This is a genomic window from Hyalangium sp., assembly GCF_035629615.1.
Classification (GTDB): Bacteria; Myxococcota; Myxococcia; order Myxococcales; family Myxococcaceae; genus Hyalangium.
Genome location: NZ_DASPHO010000391.1, coordinates 1 through 16,115 on the forward strand (window position 1 = coordinate 1; position 16,115 = coordinate 16,115).

General features: G+C 68.8%; 12 protein-coding genes. 5 read left to right on the forward strand and 7 right to left on the reverse strand.

Annotation, left to right across the window (positions count from 1 at the left end; translation table 11 throughout):
* The 6 genes from VD972_RS19925 to VD972_RS19950 all read right to left on the reverse strand — a co-directional run.
* Positions 1–954, reverse strand: a 954-nt coding sequence (locus tag VD972_RS19925; RefSeq protein ID WP_324989311.1) for an ABC transporter permease, incomplete at its 3' end; no start/stop codon positions are given.
* A 12-nt stretch (positions 955–966) separates the two neighbouring features.
* A complete protein-coding gene (locus VD972_RS19930) occupies positions 967–2,196 on the reverse strand; it encodes an ABC transporter permease (protein WP_324989313.1) in 1,230 nt (409 codons plus the stop codon).
* Positions 2,193–2,915, reverse strand: coding sequence for an ABC transporter ATP-binding protein (locus VD972_RS19935; RefSeq protein ID WP_414654090.1), 723 nt, complete (start codon positions 2,913–2,915; stop codon positions 2,193–2,195). Before VD972_RS19935 ends, VD972_RS19930 begins: the two co-directional genes overlap by 4 nt.
* A gap of 41 nt (positions 2,916–2,956) precedes the next feature.
* Entirely contained in the window at positions 2,957–4,225 is a 1,269-nt protein-coding gene (locus tag VD972_RS19940) for an efflux RND transporter periplasmic adaptor subunit (protein WP_324989317.1), read from the reverse strand.
* Positions 4,222–5,631, reverse strand: a complete 1,410-nt coding sequence (locus VD972_RS19945) for a TolC family protein (RefSeq protein ID WP_324989319.1) — start codon at positions 5,629–5,631, stop codon at positions 4,222–4,224. The genes VD972_RS19940 and VD972_RS19945 overlap by 4 nt, the downstream gene beginning before the upstream one ends.
* Entirely contained in the window at positions 5,628–6,356 is a 729-nt protein-coding gene (locus VD972_RS19950) for a YIP1 family protein (protein ID WP_324989321.1), read from the reverse strand. The genes VD972_RS19945 and VD972_RS19950 overlap by 4 nt, the downstream gene beginning before the upstream one ends.
* 205 nt (positions 6,357–6,561) lie before the next feature.
* On the opposite strand from VD972_RS19950, the gene VD972_RS19955 reads away from it, so the two are divergent.
* The 5 genes from VD972_RS19955 to VD972_RS19975 all read left to right on the forward strand — a co-directional run bounded on the left by VD972_RS19955 (position 6,562) and on the right by VD972_RS19975 (position 15,277).
* Positions 6,562–9,129, forward strand: coding sequence for an AAA family ATPase (locus VD972_RS19955; RefSeq protein WP_324989323.1), 2,568 nt, complete (start codon positions 6,562–6,564; stop codon positions 9,127–9,129).
* 203 nt (positions 9,130–9,332) lie between these two features.
* Positions 9,333–10,010, forward strand: a complete 678-nt coding sequence (locus VD972_RS19960; RefSeq protein WP_324989325.1) for an MEDS domain-containing protein — start codon at positions 9,333–9,335, stop codon at positions 10,008–10,010.
* Between the two features lie 10 nt (positions 10,011–10,020).
* A complete protein-coding gene (locus VD972_RS19965) occupies positions 10,021–13,080 on the forward strand; it encodes a PAS domain-containing protein (RefSeq protein ID WP_324989327.1) in 3,060 nt (1,019 codons plus the stop codon).
* An 11-nt stretch (positions 13,081–13,091) separates the two neighbouring features.
* A complete protein-coding gene (locus VD972_RS19970) occupies positions 13,092–13,943 on the forward strand; it encodes a DUF2520 domain-containing protein (RefSeq protein ID WP_324989329.1) in 852 nt (283 codons plus the stop codon).
* A gap of 41 nt (positions 13,944–13,984) precedes the next feature.
* The gene (locus VD972_RS19975; protein WP_324989330.1) at positions 13,985–15,277 is read left to right on the forward strand and encodes an AAA family ATPase; all 1,293 of its coding nucleotides are present in this window, start codon (positions 13,985–13,987) and stop codon (positions 15,275–15,277) included.
* 18 nt (positions 15,278–15,295) lie between these two features.
* Here VD972_RS19975 and ubiE read toward each other — a convergent pair whose 3' ends face one another.
* Positions 15,296–16,045: a bifunctional demethylmenaquinone methyltransferase/2-methoxy-6-polyprenyl-1,4-benzoquinol methylase UbiE gene (gene ubiE / locus VD972_RS19980; protein ID WP_324989332.1), complete on the reverse strand. Its 750-nt coding sequence runs from the start codon at positions 16,043–16,045 to the stop codon at positions 15,296–15,298.
* Between the last annotated feature and the right edge of the window lie 70 nt (positions 16,046–16,115).

Below are 16,115 nucleotides of genomic sequence, written 5' to 3' on the forward strand. Positions count from 1 at the left end.
CGTCACCGACACCAGCATGATGTTCAGGATGCCGATGCCGCCCACCACCAGCGACAGCAGGCACACGCCGAAGCCCGCGATGGTGATCACCTGCGAGAGCTGGTTGAAGGACTGTGTCATCGACTCGTTGGTGACGACCTCGAAGTTGTCCTCGTCCTGAGGCCCCACCGAGCGCCGGCGCCGCAGCAGGTTCGACACCTCGTCCTGGGCCTTGTCCACCAGCTCGGGCGAGCGCGCCTGGATGTTGAGATCCAGCGAGCGGTTCTTCCCGTAGAGCGGCTGGAAGGTGCGCAGCGGCATGATGACCAGGTTGTCCATGCTCACCATGCCCAGGAAGCTGCCGCGCCGCTGCAGCACCCCGATGATGGTGAAGGGCCGCCCCTTGATGCGGATCTCGTGGTTGAGCGGGTCCGTCCCCGGGAAGAGCGCCTCCGTCACGTCCACGCCCACCACTGCCACATTGCGCCCGTCCGTGGCCTCCGTGTCGGAGAAGAAGCGCCCGGACGCGATCGTCATGCCGCTCGTCTCCGGGTACTCGGGTGTGGCGCCGACGACTCGCACGTTGGGCCGCGTCTCCGCGTTGGAGGTGGCGATCTTCTGGCCGCCGTCGTCATCCGACGAGCCCACCAGCCCCACGGACGGACACGACTCCTGGATGGCGCGCGAGTCTTCAATCGTCAGATCCGGCCGCTTGGCGTATTTCTGCCAGTTGAAGCGCCCGAAGCCTGAGGGCCACTTGGTGGCCATGAAGGTGTTGGCCCCCAGCTGGGACAGATCCTTGTTCACCTTGATGCGCAGGCCCTCGATGAGCGCCATCATGGTGATCACCGTGGTGACCCCGATGACGATGCCCAGCAGCGTCAGCAGGGAGCGCAGCGGGTTGCCGAGGAACGTCCCGATGGCCAGCCGGAGGTTGTCGATGGCGGCTCTGAGGCCGTCGAAGAAGGCTTTCATGGCTCCTCCCGCTCACTCGTAGCGGAGCGCCTCCACGGGATCGAGGTTCGCCGCGCGCGCCGCCGGCCAGATGCCGAACAGCAGCCCCACCACGGCCGCGAAGCCCACGCCCGCCACCACCGTGAGCAGCTGCACGTCCGCCGCCAGCGGCGTGATGAGCGACACCACCTTGGCCAGCCCCAGCCCGACAACCGTCCCCAGCGTGCCGCCCACCGCGGACACCGCCGAGGCCTCCATGAGGAACTGGAGCACGATGGTCTGCTTGCGCGCGCCCAGCGCCCGGCGGATGCCGATCTCCCGCGTCCGCTCGCGCACGGACACGAGCATGATGTTCATGATGCCGATGCCGCCCACCAGCAGGGTGATGAGGCCCACGCCCACCGCCACGCCGTAGAGCGCGCCCGTGAGCTGCTGGTAGGTGTTGGCCAGCATCTCCGGCCGGTTGATGGAGAAGTCGTCCGGCTGGTCCGCGGGCGTGGCCCTCAGGCGCCGCATGATGCCCACCAGCTGATCCTCGGCTTGCTTCACCACGTCCGCGCTGGTCACCGCGATGGCGATGCTGAACGGGCGCTGCTTGCCGAACGCCGCGTAGAACGTCTTGAAGGGGACCATCACGACGAGATCCTGGTTGTTGTCCAGGATCTTCCCCTTGCGAGACAGCGTGCCCACCACCTGGAAGGGCCGGCCTTCCACGCGGATGGTCTGCCCCACGGGGCTGACGTTGGGGAAGAGCCCCGCCGCCACGTCCGCGCCGATCACGGCCACCGGCCGCGTCGTCTCATTGTCCGCCTCGGTGATGAAGCGGCCCTGCGTCACCTCGAAGCCGGAGATGATGAGGTACTCGCTCGTCACCCCGTTGACGCCCACGGTGGCCAGCTGCTCCTCGCCGTGAGACACGTCCGCCGCGCGCCCCACCACCGGAGAGATCGCGGTGACGTAGCTGGACTGGGCGCGGATCTGCTCCACCTGCGGCAGCGTGAAGTTCTTCCGGTTGCGGTACGTCCACCAGTCCCCGCGGATCACCCAGGGCCACTTGGAGATGTGGAGCGTGTTGGCCCCGATGGTGGCCAGCTGCTTGTCGAAGGAGGAGTTGAGCCCCTGGACGATGCCGATGATCGCCAGCAGGGTGGCCACGCCAATGCCGATGCCCACCGTGGTGAGCACCGTCCGCATGCGGTTGGCCTTGAGTGAGAAGAGCGCGATGCGCGCTCCCTCCAGCACATCGATCCGGAAGACGCTCATGCGCCCCCCGCCGCCTGCACTGGGTGCAGCTCGCGATCGAAGAGCGCCACCTCTCGGCCAGGCCCGTCCGCCACCACCTGCCCGTCGCTGAGGCGCACCGCCCGCGGGCAGCGCGCCGCCAGCTTGGGCTCGTGCGTCACCAGCACCAGCGTGTGCCCCGCCCGGTGCAGCTCCTCGAAGAGCCGGACGATCTCCTCGCCCGTGGCCGAGTCCAGGTTGCCCGTGGGCTCGTCCGCCAGGAGCATGGAGGGCTCGGCCACCAGCGCCCGCGCAATGGCTACGCGCTGGCGCTGGCCGCCGGACAGCTCGTTGGGCTTGTGGTGCATGCGGTTGCCCAGCCCGACCTTCTCCAGCGCCGCCCTCGCCCGCGTCCGGCGCTCGCGGGCCGGCAGCCCCCGGTACACCAGCGGCAGCTCCACGTTGGACTGCGCCGTCTCTCGCGGCAGCAGCTGGAAGGTCTGGAAGATGAAGCCAATCTCCTTGTTGCGGATCATCGCCAGCTCGTCATCGCTCATGCGCGAGACGTCCTTCCCGTTCAGGAAGTAGCGGCCGCTGGTGGGCGTGTCCAGGCAGCCCAGCAGGTTCATCAGCGTCGTCTTCCCCGAGCCCGACTGGCCGATGATGGCCACCCACTCACCGCGGGCGATGCCGAAGGAGATGCCGCGCAGCGCCCGCACCTCCTCGCCGCCCACGGTGAAGAGGCGGGTGATGTCCTGCAGCTGGATGAGCCGGCCATCGCCGCCAGCGCCGTTCTCGGGCGTCACGACTTCCGCCCACCCTTCATCCCGCCCGGGCCACCCGGCTGGGGCTCACGCACGGCGTCCCCGTTGTTCAGCTCCTTGGAGAGCGTGCGGTAGGGGCCCTCGACGATCCGGTCCCCCTCCTGCAGGCCTTCGACGATCTCCAGCTCCGTGTCCGAGGCGATGCCCGTGCGCACCCGGCGCATCTGGGCCTTGTTCTCCGCGTCCACCACGAAGACGACCTTGGCCAGCGACTCCGTCTTGCGCTTCGCCGTGAGCCCCCCACCCTCCACCGGCGGCTTGTAGTCCGGCAGCAGCTTCTCCGAGCGCACCGTCACCGCCTGGATGGGGACCAGCACCGCGTCGTTGTGCGTCTCCGAGGAGATGCGCACCTCCGCGCTCATGCCCGGCAGCACGCCCGGGGGCCGCGACTCCAGCGCCACCGTGACGGGGAACGTCGTCACCTCCGCCTCCGTGCCCGGGTTCTTGATGAGGGCCTTCTGGGCGATCTCCACCACCGCGCCCTGGAAGGAGTCCCCCTCCAGCGCGTCCACCGACACCTCGGCGGGCTGGCCGGGCTTGAGGTGCACCACCTCGTGCTCGCCCACCTCGATCTTCACCTCCATGGCATTGAGCGCGGCGATCGTCATCACCACGTCCTCGGAGAAGTCCGAGCCACGCACGCGCTCACCCACCTCGCGCGACAGCTCAATCACGTTGCCGTCGATGGGGGACACGAGCGTCGTCTTCGACAGGTTGCTGGCCGCCTCGTCATACACGGCGGAGGCCTGCTCGTAGCGCTGTCGCGCCGCCGCCATCCGCGCCGCCGCGGTGTCCCGGGCGGCCTGCACCTGCTCCAGCTCGGCGGTGGACGCCAGCCCCTTGGCCACCAGCCCCTCCAGACGCCCGTACTCGGCGATGCTGCGCTGGGCCTCGACCTCGGAGACCTGGATCTCCGCCTTCGCCGCGCTCTGCGAGGCGCGCGCCTGGTTCACCGAGGCCTCGAAGCGCCGGCGATCGATCTTCCCCAGCACCTGCCCCTTCGTCACCCGCTCCCCATCCTTCACCGCCAGCTCCACCAGATCGCCGGAGAGGTTGGAGGAGATCTTCACCGTGGTGGCCGCTTGCACCTTACCTGCCCCGGTGATGGTGCGGGTGATGGTGCCCTTGCGGACCTTGGACATCTGCACCTCGACGGTGGGGGGAGGCCGCTCCTTCAGCCCGCCCGCCGTGATGGCCGCAGCCCCCAGGAACAGCACGCCAGCGATGACAGCCTTCCACCACTTCATTTCGACTCTCCCGAACTCAGGGTGCCCATGGCCCGCATCAGCACGAAGCGGGCAATCTCCACATCCACTCGGTTCCCCAGCAGCGTCAGCTCCGACTGGGTGAGCTTGAGCTGCGCGTCGCGCACCTCCAGCGTCGAGCCCGCGCCCGCCTTGAACCGCTCCTCGGCCAGCGCCAGGCTCAGGACAGCCGCCTCCCGGTTCTCCGCCGCGAGCCGCGCCGCTTCGATCCGCGTCTGCAGCGCCTCGACGGCGGCGCGCACCGTGGCATCCAGCTCGCGCTCGGCCTGCGCCAGGTTCAGCTCCGAGGTCCGCCGCGTCGCCTGGGCGAGGGACACCTGGGCGTCCGTGGAGAAGCCGTTGAAGAGATCCCACTGCAGCACGACCGCGCCGGACACCGTGTTCTGCAGGCGGGGCTCCGTGAAGACGGGGCCCGCGCTGGGGCCTCCGCGTGAGTAGGAGCCCTGCCCCAGCAACCGCGGGAAGTAGCCCGACCCGGCGACATCCTCACCCAGCTCCGCGGCACGCACCTGCTGCTGGAGCGAGCGGAGGAGGGGGCGGCGCTGGCGGGCCTCGGCGAGTGAGGCCTCCAAGGCCGGCGCGGGCGCGGGCGCCACGGTGAGGATGCCCGGATCCTCTGCCACCAGCGCGGTGGCACCAGGCCGGGCCAGCCAGATGGCGAGCTGCCCCTGGTCCTGCACGAGCTGCGCGCGGCGCTGCACCAGGTTGATGCGATCGTTGCCCAGGTTCACGATCGCGGACAGCTCCTCGCCCCGGCCCACGCGGCCGGCCTGGAAGAGCGCCCGGGCACGCTCGAGCTGCTCTTCGCTGCGCCGCACGGTGGCATCCAGCACCTGGATGGTGGCCTGCGAGCGGTAGAGGTTGAAGAAGCGGTTGACAGCCTCCAGCTCGGCGGCATCCGCCTGCTCTATCGCCTGGCCGCGCGCGGCCTCCGCCGACGCGCCGCTCTGCGCGAGCTGCTTCCAGCGCGCCCGGTCATAGATGATCTGCGACAGGCTGAGCGAGACATCGTAGTTGCCGCGGCTGGAGCCGGGCACCTCCACCGACTGCTGCACGCAGTTGCTGCCGGTGGGATCGCACACGGGGGTGATGAAGCGCTGCCGGCCGCTGGCGGCCCCACCCGCGCTCACGGAGAAGTCCATCTGGGGAAACAAGGGCGAGCGCGACAGCCGGATGTCCTGCTCCGCACGCTCCACGTCGAGCAGCGCGAGCAAGGCCTGGGTGTTCCTCCGGCCCTCGGTGCGAACCTCCTCTAGAGAGACGGGCGTCCCCTGGGCCACCGGAGCGGCCGTGGCACTCGGTGCAGCGCTGGCGCCTGGAGTGGCGCTGGCGTCCGTCGGGCTCTGAGGGGCAGCGGCCAGCAGCACAGCCATCAGGAGCGCGCTCATCGGCCACCTCCCATGCCCGGTCCACCCGGCCCACCGGCCATGGCGGGCAGCCCGATCATGAAGACGCCCACGAACATGGCATAGAGCACCCCGGCCAGGAGCAGCGCCCGGCCGCGGCGCATCCCCGTGGCGGAGGAGAAGCCCAGCCCGAGCAGCCCCACGCTCCAGAGGTTGAAGAAGTCCACCGCCTTCAACACCTTCTGAACCTTGGGGGAGAGCCCGTCGAGCAGCGCCAGGCTGGAAGGCACCAGCGTCTCCACCCGGGACTCGGTCATTGAATACTGCGCCGCGGCACAGGAGGCGAAGATGAGGTGGTACAGGGCGATGGGCAGCATCGCGATGGCGGCCACCGCCATCATCTTCCCGAAGGCGCCGGGCGTGCCGAAGAGCCACGCGGCGAACCAGAGCACCGCCGCCAGCACCAGCACCTGCAGGGGCATCAAGAAGACGCCCTTGGCGATGCCCCCCACCAGCGCCTTGCGGGAGGAGGTCTGAACCTCGTCGGCGAGCTCGCTCTCCGAGTACCGGGTGATCTCGCCCGACAGCTGAAGGCGCTGGATCGTGGCCGGCGCCGCATCCCAGCGCAGGGCAAAGGCCGTCCCGGACAGCGACACGGAGAGGCACAGGAAGAGCAAGGGCCACACCCAGCGGCGGGCTTCGATGGCGGCCCCCATCCCGTCGAGCGGATCGACGAGGACGAGGGCGGGTTGGGCAAGTGAGGTCATAAGGTCAAGAGGTTCGGGCACTTTACGCCGGGGACCACCCTGTCATTGCCTGGACAAATCAAGGGCGCCGGCCGAACAGGCGAGCAACCTGCCACATTCCGTGGAATCAGGGGGTTACCCCTACCTTGTAGCGGGCTGTAGCAGAAATTTTGCTGCCTGGATCGAGAGGGTGTATTTGCTCGGCTGCCCGCTTGCCGGAGCGCCAATGGTCGATAGCACGGATCTCGCGCAGGTCCTCCACGAGGCGAAGGACATTGCCCAAAGCGTCTCACAGAAGCTCAGCTCAGCCCACCTGCTGCTGGCGCTCTTCACGGTGGACAACCCGGCGCAGGTGCTCCTGAGGGAGAAGGGCATCGACGAGGACGGGCTGCTGGAGCTCATGACGGAGGCCCCGGCGGAGGAGGAGCACCTGGTGCGCGAGCTGTGCCAGCGCGCCCGCGTCATCGCCCAGCAGTGCGACTCCCGCGAGGCGGACTGCCTGCACCTGCTCATCGCCTTCGCTCGGGTGCGGTGCGCGGCGAACGAGCTGCTGACGCAGGCGGGCGTGGACCTGATTGGCCTGCGGACCACGGCCCTCTCCTACTTCACGAGCGGACGCATGCCGCGGAAGCTGCAGGCGGGCCGGGTGCAGCAGGCCCAGGCGCTGGGGACGCGCTACCCCCTGGGCAGGCCCCTGGGCGCGCCGCCGACGCCCCTGCCCCAGACGGCCGTGGCGCTGAGCCTGCCGCGGCCGGCGACGCCGAGCCGCCCTTCCCTGCCCGCGCTGTCGCCGCGGGATCTGATCGATGTGGACGAGGGCGTGGACGAGGCGCCCGAGGTGGCCGAGCCGCTGCCTCCGGCGCCCGTGGCCCGCGCCATTCCCGTGCCGCCTACACTTGCCGCCCCTGCTGCGTCTCCCCTGCCTCCCATGGTGGCGGCACCCGCACCCCACGTGAAGACTCCGACGCCCGTGCCGTTCCCCGTGCCGAAGGCGGGCGAGTCGCTGGCGCTGGATCCCAAGGCGTTCCCGCTGCTCACGTCGCTGGGCCGCAACCTGAGCCTGCTCGCACAGCAGCGGAAGCTGGATCCGGTGGTGGGCCGGGCCAAGGAGATCGAGGAGGTCATCGACATCCTCGGCAAGCGCCGCACGAACAACCCGTGCCTGCTGGGTGAGGCGGGCGTGGGGAAGACGGCGGTGGTGGAGGGCGTGGCGCAGGTGCTGGTGGCGCTGCGCGGCACGCTGGCGACGAAGGTGCTCGTCGAGCTGGACATGGCGTCGCTGGTGGCGGGCACGCAGCTTCGGGGCTCGTTCTCGGAGAAGCTGAACGCGCTGAAGGAGGAGGTGCGGCGGGCGGACGGGCGGGTGGTGGTCTTCATCGACGAGATCCACACGCTGGTGGGCGCGGGCGCCACGGGTGAGGGCCCGCAGGATGCCTCCAACGAGCTGAAGACGGCGCTGGCGCGGGGCGAGTTCCCGTGCATCGGCGCGACGACGCACGACGAGTTCCGGAAGTTCATCACGCAGGATCCGGCGCTGGAGCGGCGCTTCACGCCGGTGGTGGTGAACGAGCCGTCGGTGCCGGAGACGGTGGAGATCCTCAAGGGAGTGATCGGTCGGTACGAGGAGCACCACCGGCTGAAGTACGCCCCGGAGGCCCTGGAGGCGGCGGCGTCCCTGGCCTCGCGCTACGTGACGGACCGGTTCATGCCGGACAAGGCCATCTCGGTGGCGGACCTGGCGGGCTCGCGCTGCCGCCGCGAGGGCAAGAACTCGGTGGAGCCGGCGGACGTGGCGCGGGTGGTGGCGAAGCTTGCGGGGGTGCCGGAGGAGCGGCTGCTGCTGAACGACTCGGCGCGGCTGCTGAGCCTGGAGTCGGACCTGACGCACCGGGTCATCGGGCACGAGGACGCGGTGGCGCGGATTGCCCGGGTCATCCGGCGCAACTACGCGGGCTTCGCGTCTCGGCGTCCCATGGGCTCGTTCCTGTTCCTGGGACCCACGGGCGTGGGCAAGACGGAGATGGCGCGGGCGCTGGCGGAGGTGCTCTTCGGAAACAAGGACGCGCTGGTCCGGCTGGACATGAGCGAGATGGCGGAGCAGCACGGCGTGTCGCGGCTCATCGGCTCGCCCGCGGGCTACGTGGGCTATGGCGAGGGTGGCCAGCTCACGGAGCCGGTGCGGCGCCGGCCCTCGTCGGTGGTGGTGCTGGACGAGATCGAGAAGGCGCACCGCGAGGTGCAGATGCTGCTGCTCCAGGTGCTGGAGGAGGGCCGGCTGACGGACGGCAAGGGCCGGCACATCGACTTCTCGAACACCGTGATCGTCCTGACGACGAACCTGGGGGCGGAGGCGTTCTCGAAGACGGGGCGCGCGCTGGGCTTCGGGGCGGATGCGGGCGCCGGTGGGCAGAGCGACATGGATCTGGCGAGCACGGCGGCTCGCAAGGCCCTGCCGCCCGAGCTGTGGAACCGCATCGATGAGCGGCTGCCGTTCCGTCCACTGCGGGAGGTGGAGGTGGCGCGGATCGCGACGCTGCTGCTGACCGAGAGCAGCAAGCGGCTCGCGACGGAGCGAGGGATCGAGTACGTGGCGGGCGCGGATGTCGTGGGCCACCTGCTGAAGTCGGGCGGCTTCGATCCACAGCTCGGGGCCCGGCCCATGCGCCAGGTGGTGCAGCGGCTGGTGGAGGCCCCCCTGGCGGAGCGCATCCTCTCAGGGGAGTTCGTAACGGGCGATCGGGTGCGGGTGGCCGTGCACGACAGCCAGCTCGCCTTCCAGCTCGTGACGGCCTGAGCAGACCGAGGGCGCCTCCTTGCCTGGCCGTTCTCCCCGCGTACGTCCAGGCGCAAACCCGCCTGCAGGGGGCTGCAATGTCTTCAACGGACAGATGTTGGATCGCAGGGGCTTGCTGAGGTCCGCTTCCATGCTAGTCCCCTGGATTCCAGTGCCTTGAGTCAGGGCTTCAGGCAGCTTCGACACTCTCCCGGAGGAGCATCATGACGATCTCGCAGCAGGCTCTGCCCAGCCTCGCCAATATGCATGCCGGCGACCACTACTGCGGAATCTATCGAACGGACGAGGACCATCGCGCCCTCATCATCGACTTCATCCGCCATGGCGTCGAGCGTGGAGAGAAGATCCTCTACATCGTGAACATCCAGTCCGCCGCCCAGCTGAAGGTGACCCTCGAGACAGGCGGCGTGGACGCCGAGGCGCTCATCCAGAAGGGACAGCTCGTCATCGTGACGGCGAAGGAGGCCTACCTGAAGGGAGGCGAGTTCAATCCCGACAAGATGATCGCGCTCCTCCAGGGAGAGACGGAGAAGGCGCTGGAGGAAGGCTACCAGGCCCTTCGCGTCACCGGTGAGATGACCTGGGCCTTGGCCGGTGAGCCCGGCTCAGAGCGGCTCGTCGAGTACGAGTCGAAGCTCAACCAGTTCTTCCCGAACAGCAAGTGCTACGCCATGTGCCAGTACGACCGTCGGCGCTTCGACTCGGAGATGCTCGTGGAGATCCTCCAGACGCATCCGAAGGTGCTGTTCGGCCTGGAGGGCTTCGACAACTCGCGCATGTACTTCGTTCCTCCGGAGGCTTTCCTGGGAAGTGACCGCCAGAGCGCAGTCCTGGGTCGATGGCTGGAGAACCTGTCCTCGCGCAAGCACTCAGCGCCCTGAATAGAACCGCGTGTCCGGCAACCGCTCACCTGCTCCAGATCTCGTTGGGTTCGCTCGGCAGATCTTCAGCCTGCTGAGCGCTGAAGACGTCCTCGTCCACGCGTGCCGGGAGGCGCGCTCGCGCACCGGGGCTGCCCTGGTGCTGGGGAGCTACCTCTTCCAGGGCCAGGAGTGGAGCGGCGGTCTCCACGTCATCGTCGATGGAGAGCTGCGCCAGGCGCCTCCAGCGGCGCTCTCAGCGGCCTTTGCCCTCTTTCGTCGCCTCTCCACAGCACGCCGAACCTTCACGCTGACGCGAACAGCCGAGTCCAGCGCCATCTTTGATGGGCTGTCCGTCCACTCAGGCGCGCCCGCGACCTCGCTGTGTGCCGTCCCCATCCTCCGTCGTGCCGGGCGCATCGCAGGCGAGCTCATTCTCGTGGATACCGAGCCTGACCGCTTCGCTTCGCTCGACGACGAGGCGCTCGGCGCCCTGGCGGAGTGCACGGCAGCAGCGCTCGAGAACGCACTGAAGTTCGCTCGCGCCAAGAAGGACCAGGATCGTCTCCACCTCTTTGCCGAGGCGACAGAGGAAGCGCTCTGGGATTGGAGCTTCGAGAGAGATGAGATCTGGTGGGGCGGAGGGATTGAGAACCTCCTGGGACGTGGTGGCGCAACCATCGAGATCAGCTCCCGCTGGAAGTTTGGTCGCATCCATCCCTCGGACGTCGAGCGGGTCCAGCAGTCGCTGAAGCGAGCCCTGGACTCTGTCCAGTCGTCGTGGCGGGAGGAGTACCGCTTCCGGCGCGCGGATGGCTCGTGGGCGGTGGTGGAGGATCGTGGCTATTTCCTGCGCGAGGCGGACGGCCGCGCCTACCGGATCATCGGTGCGCTTCGAGATATCACCGAGCTCAAGAAGTCCAACAACCGCCTGCGCATCCTCTCGGAGATCTCGAGAACGTTCGCGCAGGCGACGCTGACGTCCACAGGGGCCTTCGACCTGATTGCCCAGACGGTGACGGAGACGCTGGGCGAGGTGTGCGCCATCCGCATTCTCTCCGACGACGGGGCCCGCCTGGAGACGGTGGGCTTCCACGACGTCAGCGCTGAGCCGCACAGCCCACGTCGGGACCTGCTCAAGAAGCTGCCTTCCGCTGGCGATGACGGGTTCGCGGGGGAGGCCCTTCGAACGAGACAGCCCCTTCTCCTGCAGTCCGTCAGGCGCGAGCAGCTCGAGGCCCTGGTCCGCGCTCCCCTCTTCCGGGAGCTCTGGTCCGACGCGACGACGATCATGGCCGCGCCGATGCTCGTCTCCGGAGATCCCGTCGGTGCCCTCGTCATGTCACGTCGCGGGCCGGTTCCGTTCACGGCCGAAGACAGCATGTTGCTCCAGGACATCGCCGACCGCGCCGCACTCGCGATCGCCCACGTCAAGCAGACCCGCGCGATTGAGCGGAGCGAGCGGCGCTTTCGCTCCCTTGCCGAGGCATCCGCAGAGGTCGTCTGGACCACGGCCCCCGACGGGAGGGTGGTGGAGGACTCGCCCAGCTGGAGAGCCTTCACCGGCCAGACGCTCCAGCAGTGGCTGGGCTCGGGCTGGTTCGAGGCCCTCCACCCTGAAGACCGCGAGCGCGTGGACCAGGCCTGGTCGCAAGCGGTCGCACAGAAGGCGCACGTCGAGATGGAGTACAGAGTGCGGCGGCCGGACGGCAGCTACACCTGGACCGCCGCGCGCGCAGCACCCGTTCTGAATGAGGACGGCTCCGTCCGTGAATGGATCGGGACCAACACGGACATCACCGAGAAGAAGCGAGTCGAGGACCAACAGAAGTTCCTCGTCAGCGCCACAGCCGCGCTGGCGGAGTCCCTCAACGTGGACGTGACGCTCGACAAGGCCGCACAGGTCGCGGTCAGCAGCATCGCGGACTGGTGCAACATCACCCTGCTCGATGGCCAATCTGGCAAGCCTCGCAGAGTGACGCTGACGAACAGGGATGCGGCTCGAGCCCTGCAGCTCCGCACGGCGACAGAAGGGCTCCTCGGCGAGGACCGGTTCTCTCTCGGGACCGCCCATGTCCTCCGCACGGGGGAAGCCCAGTTGCTTGCGCGCTTCGAGGAGGCGCATGTCCGCGCAATCGCGGCCGCGCATCCCGGTATCGAGGCCGTGGTGCGAGAGTTCGCTCCGCGCTCGCTCCTGGCCATTCCCATGAGGGTGGTGGGGGGGCGCATCCTCGGGGCCATCACCCTCGTCACCACGGACGAGTCGAGGCGCAACTACGGCCCTTCGGACCTTGCGTTCGCCGAGGAGTTCGCGCGGCGATGCGCCATCGCTATCGAGAACGCCCAGCTCTTTCAGCAAGCGCAGGAGGCCATCGAGGCTCGGGACGAGTTCCTCGCCATCGCGTCACACGAGCTCAAGACGCCTCTGACGCCCCTCCTGCTGCAGGTCCACACGCTCGAGAAGAAGATCCAGGAGTACGCGAGGGATGAGAAACAGGCCTGGCTCGCGCAGCGCCTGAGTCGAATTGGACGCCAGAGTGATCGTCTCAACCGGCTGATCTCCCAGCTCCTCGACCTCTCGCGCATCGTCGGCGGCCGCTTGCAGCTGGAGCCTGAGCTCGTAGATGTCACGGCGCTGGTCCAAGAAGTCGTCGCGGACTTCAAGGAACAAGGTGAGCTGACTCGAGCGCGATCGGAAGTGCAGCTTCAGCTGGACGGCTCCGTTGTGGGCCGGTGGGACCGGATACGCCTCGAGCAGGTGATCACCAACCTGCTGTCCAACGCGCTCAAGTACGGCTCTGGAGGACCGGTGACTGTCTCGGCCACGGTCCATGACGGGATCGCACAGCTCACCGTCGAAGATCGAGGCATCGGCATCGCCCCGCAAGATCAGGAGCGCATCTTTGGCCGGTTCGAGCGCGCGGTCTCGGTCCGTCACTACGGAGGACTGGGGCTCGGGCTCTTCATCGTGTGGCAGATCGTCGAGGCCATGGGTGGAAGCATTCGAGTGGTGTCTGCCCTGGGCGAGGGCGCGAAGTTCACCGTGCAGCTTCCGCTCACCGGGACGCCGATCCATGGGACGCCGCTATGATGGCGCGGCATATGGGTTCGGAACCGATTCCCGCGCGGCGTGTGAGAGTCCTGGTGGTCGGCGGAGGCCGGCTGGGTGGAGCGCTGGCGCTTTCTCTCTCCGCACGAGGCTGGCCCGTCAGCGTCCTCAGTCGAACCGAGGTAGGCCGCCGTCGCGTGCAACCACTCGGGCTGAAGCCTGCCACCCCCAGGCACCTGGCTCAAGCGCGTGTGGCCCTGCTCTGTGTCCCCGACCAGGCGGTGCCCGAGGTCGCTCGGGAGCTGGCTCGCACGCTGGGCCCAGGCGCAGCGCTCGTGCACTGCGCAGGAGCCCTCTCCCTGAAGGCGCTGGGGAGGCCCCGAGGCCGTCCGCTCGGCTCGTTCCATCCGCTCTGCGCAGTCTCGGATCCCAGGGACTCGCTGGCGGGACACGCGGTCGCCCTCAGCACCCGCTCTCGGGCCCTGAAGGCCGTGCTCCGGCGCATGGCGGAGGATCTGAGGCTCCAGGTACTGGAGGTCCCCGAGGGGCGCCGTGCCGCCTACCATGCGGGCGCAGTCTTGAGTGCGGGCTGCGCGGCGGCGCTGCTGTCCGTGGCCGTGGAGGCCCTGGGCCACGCCGGCATCCCCGAGGACCAGGCGCTCCAGGCGCTGCTCTCGCTGATGCGCTCGACGCTGCGCGGCGTGGAGACCCGGGGGGTGGTCCGCGGGCTCACGGGCCCCATCGTCCGAGGGGACGCGAGTGTCGTGGCGGCCCACCTGGCGGCCCTGCCTCCCGAGCCTGCCGAGGTGTACCGCCTCCTCTCCCAGCGTGCACTTCGGCTGGCGGGCTCCCGACTCTCTCCGGACGCACGCGCCGATCTGACAAAGCTCCTGAATGAGCGATGAACCCGGAGGCCATCGCGGCTAGGGTCTCGGGTTCAGCGCTCATGAAGCTTACGAAGCTCCAGATCCACAAGTACCGAGGCGTTGCGCCCGGCACCGAACTCTCCTTCAGCCCGACGCGCAACCTCGTCGTGGGCAGGAATGGCACGGGGCGGACGACGCTGCTGGACCTGCTCTCCATGGTCCTCTGCTCGGACTTCTCCGGGCTGGTCCACGAGGAGTTCTCCCTGGAGTACGAGCTCACGCTCCTGGGAATGAAGCTCCACGTCCGGGCCCGGAACGAGCCTCGCTCCTCCCTCGCGGAGTCAGCGGAGGCCGCGCGTGCAGGTGGGAAGCTGCTGCCTCTCCACACGCCGGAGGTGGTGACCCACCTCGAGCCGCTCCTCGAGGCCACCTTGCGGCTCGCGGCCCCCGCCACCCAGCTGGTGGTGCGCGCGGATGGCTCGGGCCTGTTCTGCGAGGTGGACGGCCAGCCCGGCTACTCGCGGTCCATGCACTGGTCGGTGCTGGATCGCTCGGTGTGGACGTTGATCTTCATGGTGGCGCAGTACCTCGGTCCCGGGGTGAAGGAGCGGCTCAAGGAGCTGCTGCGCCGCACCTTCCTGCTGGCGCCGTCTCGGTTCGACGAGGCGCTGGGAATGTTCAGCCACATTGGCAGCATCACCTACGCCATGGAGATTCAAGGCGACGAGGTGTTTCCGCTCGGGCTGATGTCCCTGCCCACGTGGATGCCGGCCTGGCTCCGCGAGCGGGTCGAGCGGGGCCCTCCCCCCAATGCGTTCGAGTTCTCCCACCAGGAGCTCGAGGGAAACTTCCTGGCGAAGTTCGTCGCCCTGGCGGGCTTCGCAGCGGGTCGGCTCCGAGTGGAGGTCCTCGAGAAGCGGACGTACGAGAACGGCGGGCGGCTGGGGTTTGGCCGGTTCGGCTTCCACTTCACCCGGAAGGACGGCACGGAGCTGAACCAGGCGCAGCTCGGCTCCGGGCAGAAGCGGCTGCTGTCCTTCCTGTACTACCTGGACGTCAACGAGGACTTCGCCATCGCGGACGAGCTGGCGAATGGCCTGCACCCCCGCTGGGTGGAGGCGTGCCTGCGGGAGCTCGGCGGGCGGCAGGCCTTCCTCACCAGCGAGAATCCGCTGCTGTTCGCGCATGTCCCCTTCGGGTCCGTCGAGGAGCTGCGGGCAGCGCTCATTCTCTGCGGAGCGGGGATCCAGGAGGGCCGTGAGCGGCTCGTCTGGTCCCATCCGACGACCGAGGCCGCTGCGAAGCTCTTCGAGGCCCACAAGGCGGAGGGCCTCCCGCTGGGAGAGCTGCTGCAAGCCCACGGGCTGTGGTGAGCCCGAGGTGCTCGCGTGTCAGGCGCCTTGGGGCCGGGCCACGTAGAGGCAGCACACACCGAAGGTCAGCGGCTGCACCCGCAGCACCTCCAGGCCGGCCTCGCGCATGGCGTCCGCGAACGCCTCCGGCGGAGGAAAAGCGGCAATGGACTGCTGGAGGTATTGGTACTCGCGCGCCCCCGAGAGCAGCCTGCCCACCCACGGCACCACGGTGCGGATCTGGAAGCGCGCCAGCGGCCCGAGGATGCCTCCGCGCGGCTCGGACAGCTCCAGGATGGCGATGCGGCCGTCCGGCTTCGTCACCCGGGCCATCTCCCGCAGGGCCCTCAGCCGATCCGGCACGTTGCGAATGCCAAAGGCCATGCACAGCCCATCGAAGCTGCGATCAGGGAATGGCAGCTCCTGCGCATCCCCAACCTGCAGCTCGCACTTCCCGGCCAGGCCGGCGGCCGCCACCTTCTGCTTGCCAATCTCCAGCATCCCCACGGAGGGATCCACGCCCACTACGGTCGTCTCCGGGTGGCGCCGCAGCACCTTGAGCGCCAGATCCGCCGTGCCCGTGGCGAGATCCAGTACCCGAGCGCCCGGCTTCAGCTCGAGCGCATCTACCGTCTTGTTGCGCCAGCGCTGATCGATGCCCAAGGACATCAACCGGTTCAAGAGATCGTAGCGCCGGGCAATCTTGTCGAACATGGCGCCCGAGCCCGCCCGCATCACGGCAGCACCGGGCTCTGAAGGGACTGAGGGGGACTGGGGCTCCGTGCTCATGGCTTCCTTCCGGCTCGACAGCGAACCTCGCGGCCTATAGCACCTTGCGCGTGGCCCGGGCTTCAACATC

Excerpts from the sequence above, each read along its gene's own strand:
- VD972_RS19930 (WP_324989313.1), bottom strand. The coding sequence starts at position 2,196 with ATGAGCGTCTTCCGGATCGATGTGCTGGAGGGAGCGCGCATCGCGCTC.
- VD972_RS19940 (WP_324989317.1), bottom strand. The coding sequence starts at position 4,225 with ATGAAGTGGTGGAAGGCTGTCATCGCTGGCGTGCTGTTCCTGGGGGCT.
- VD972_RS19945 (WP_324989319.1), bottom strand. The coding sequence starts at position 5,631 with ATGAGCGCGCTCCTGATGGCTGTGCTGCTGGCCGCTGCCCCTCAGAGC.
- VD972_RS19950 (WP_324989321.1), bottom strand. The coding sequence starts at position 6,356 with ATGACCTCACTTGCCCAACCCGCCCTCGTCCTCGTCGATCCGCTCGAC.
- VD972_RS19955 (WP_324989323.1), top strand. The coding sequence starts at position 6,562 with ATGGTCGATAGCACGGATCTCGCGCAGGTCCTCCACGAGGCGAAGGAC.
- VD972_RS19960 (WP_324989325.1), top strand. The coding sequence starts at position 9,333 with ATGACGATCTCGCAGCAGGCTCTGCCCAGCCTCGCCAATATGCATGCC.
- VD972_RS19970 (WP_324989329.1), top strand. The coding sequence starts at position 13,092 with ATGGGTTCGGAACCGATTCCCGCGCGGCGTGTGAGAGTCCTGGTGGTC.
- VD972_RS19975 (WP_324989330.1), top strand. The coding sequence starts at position 13,985 with ATGAAGCTTACGAAGCTCCAGATCCACAAGTACCGAGGCGTTGCGCCC.
- ubiE (WP_324989332.1), bottom strand. The coding sequence starts at position 16,045 with ATGAGCACGGAGCCCCAGTCCCCCTCAGTCCCTTCAGAGCCCGGTGCT.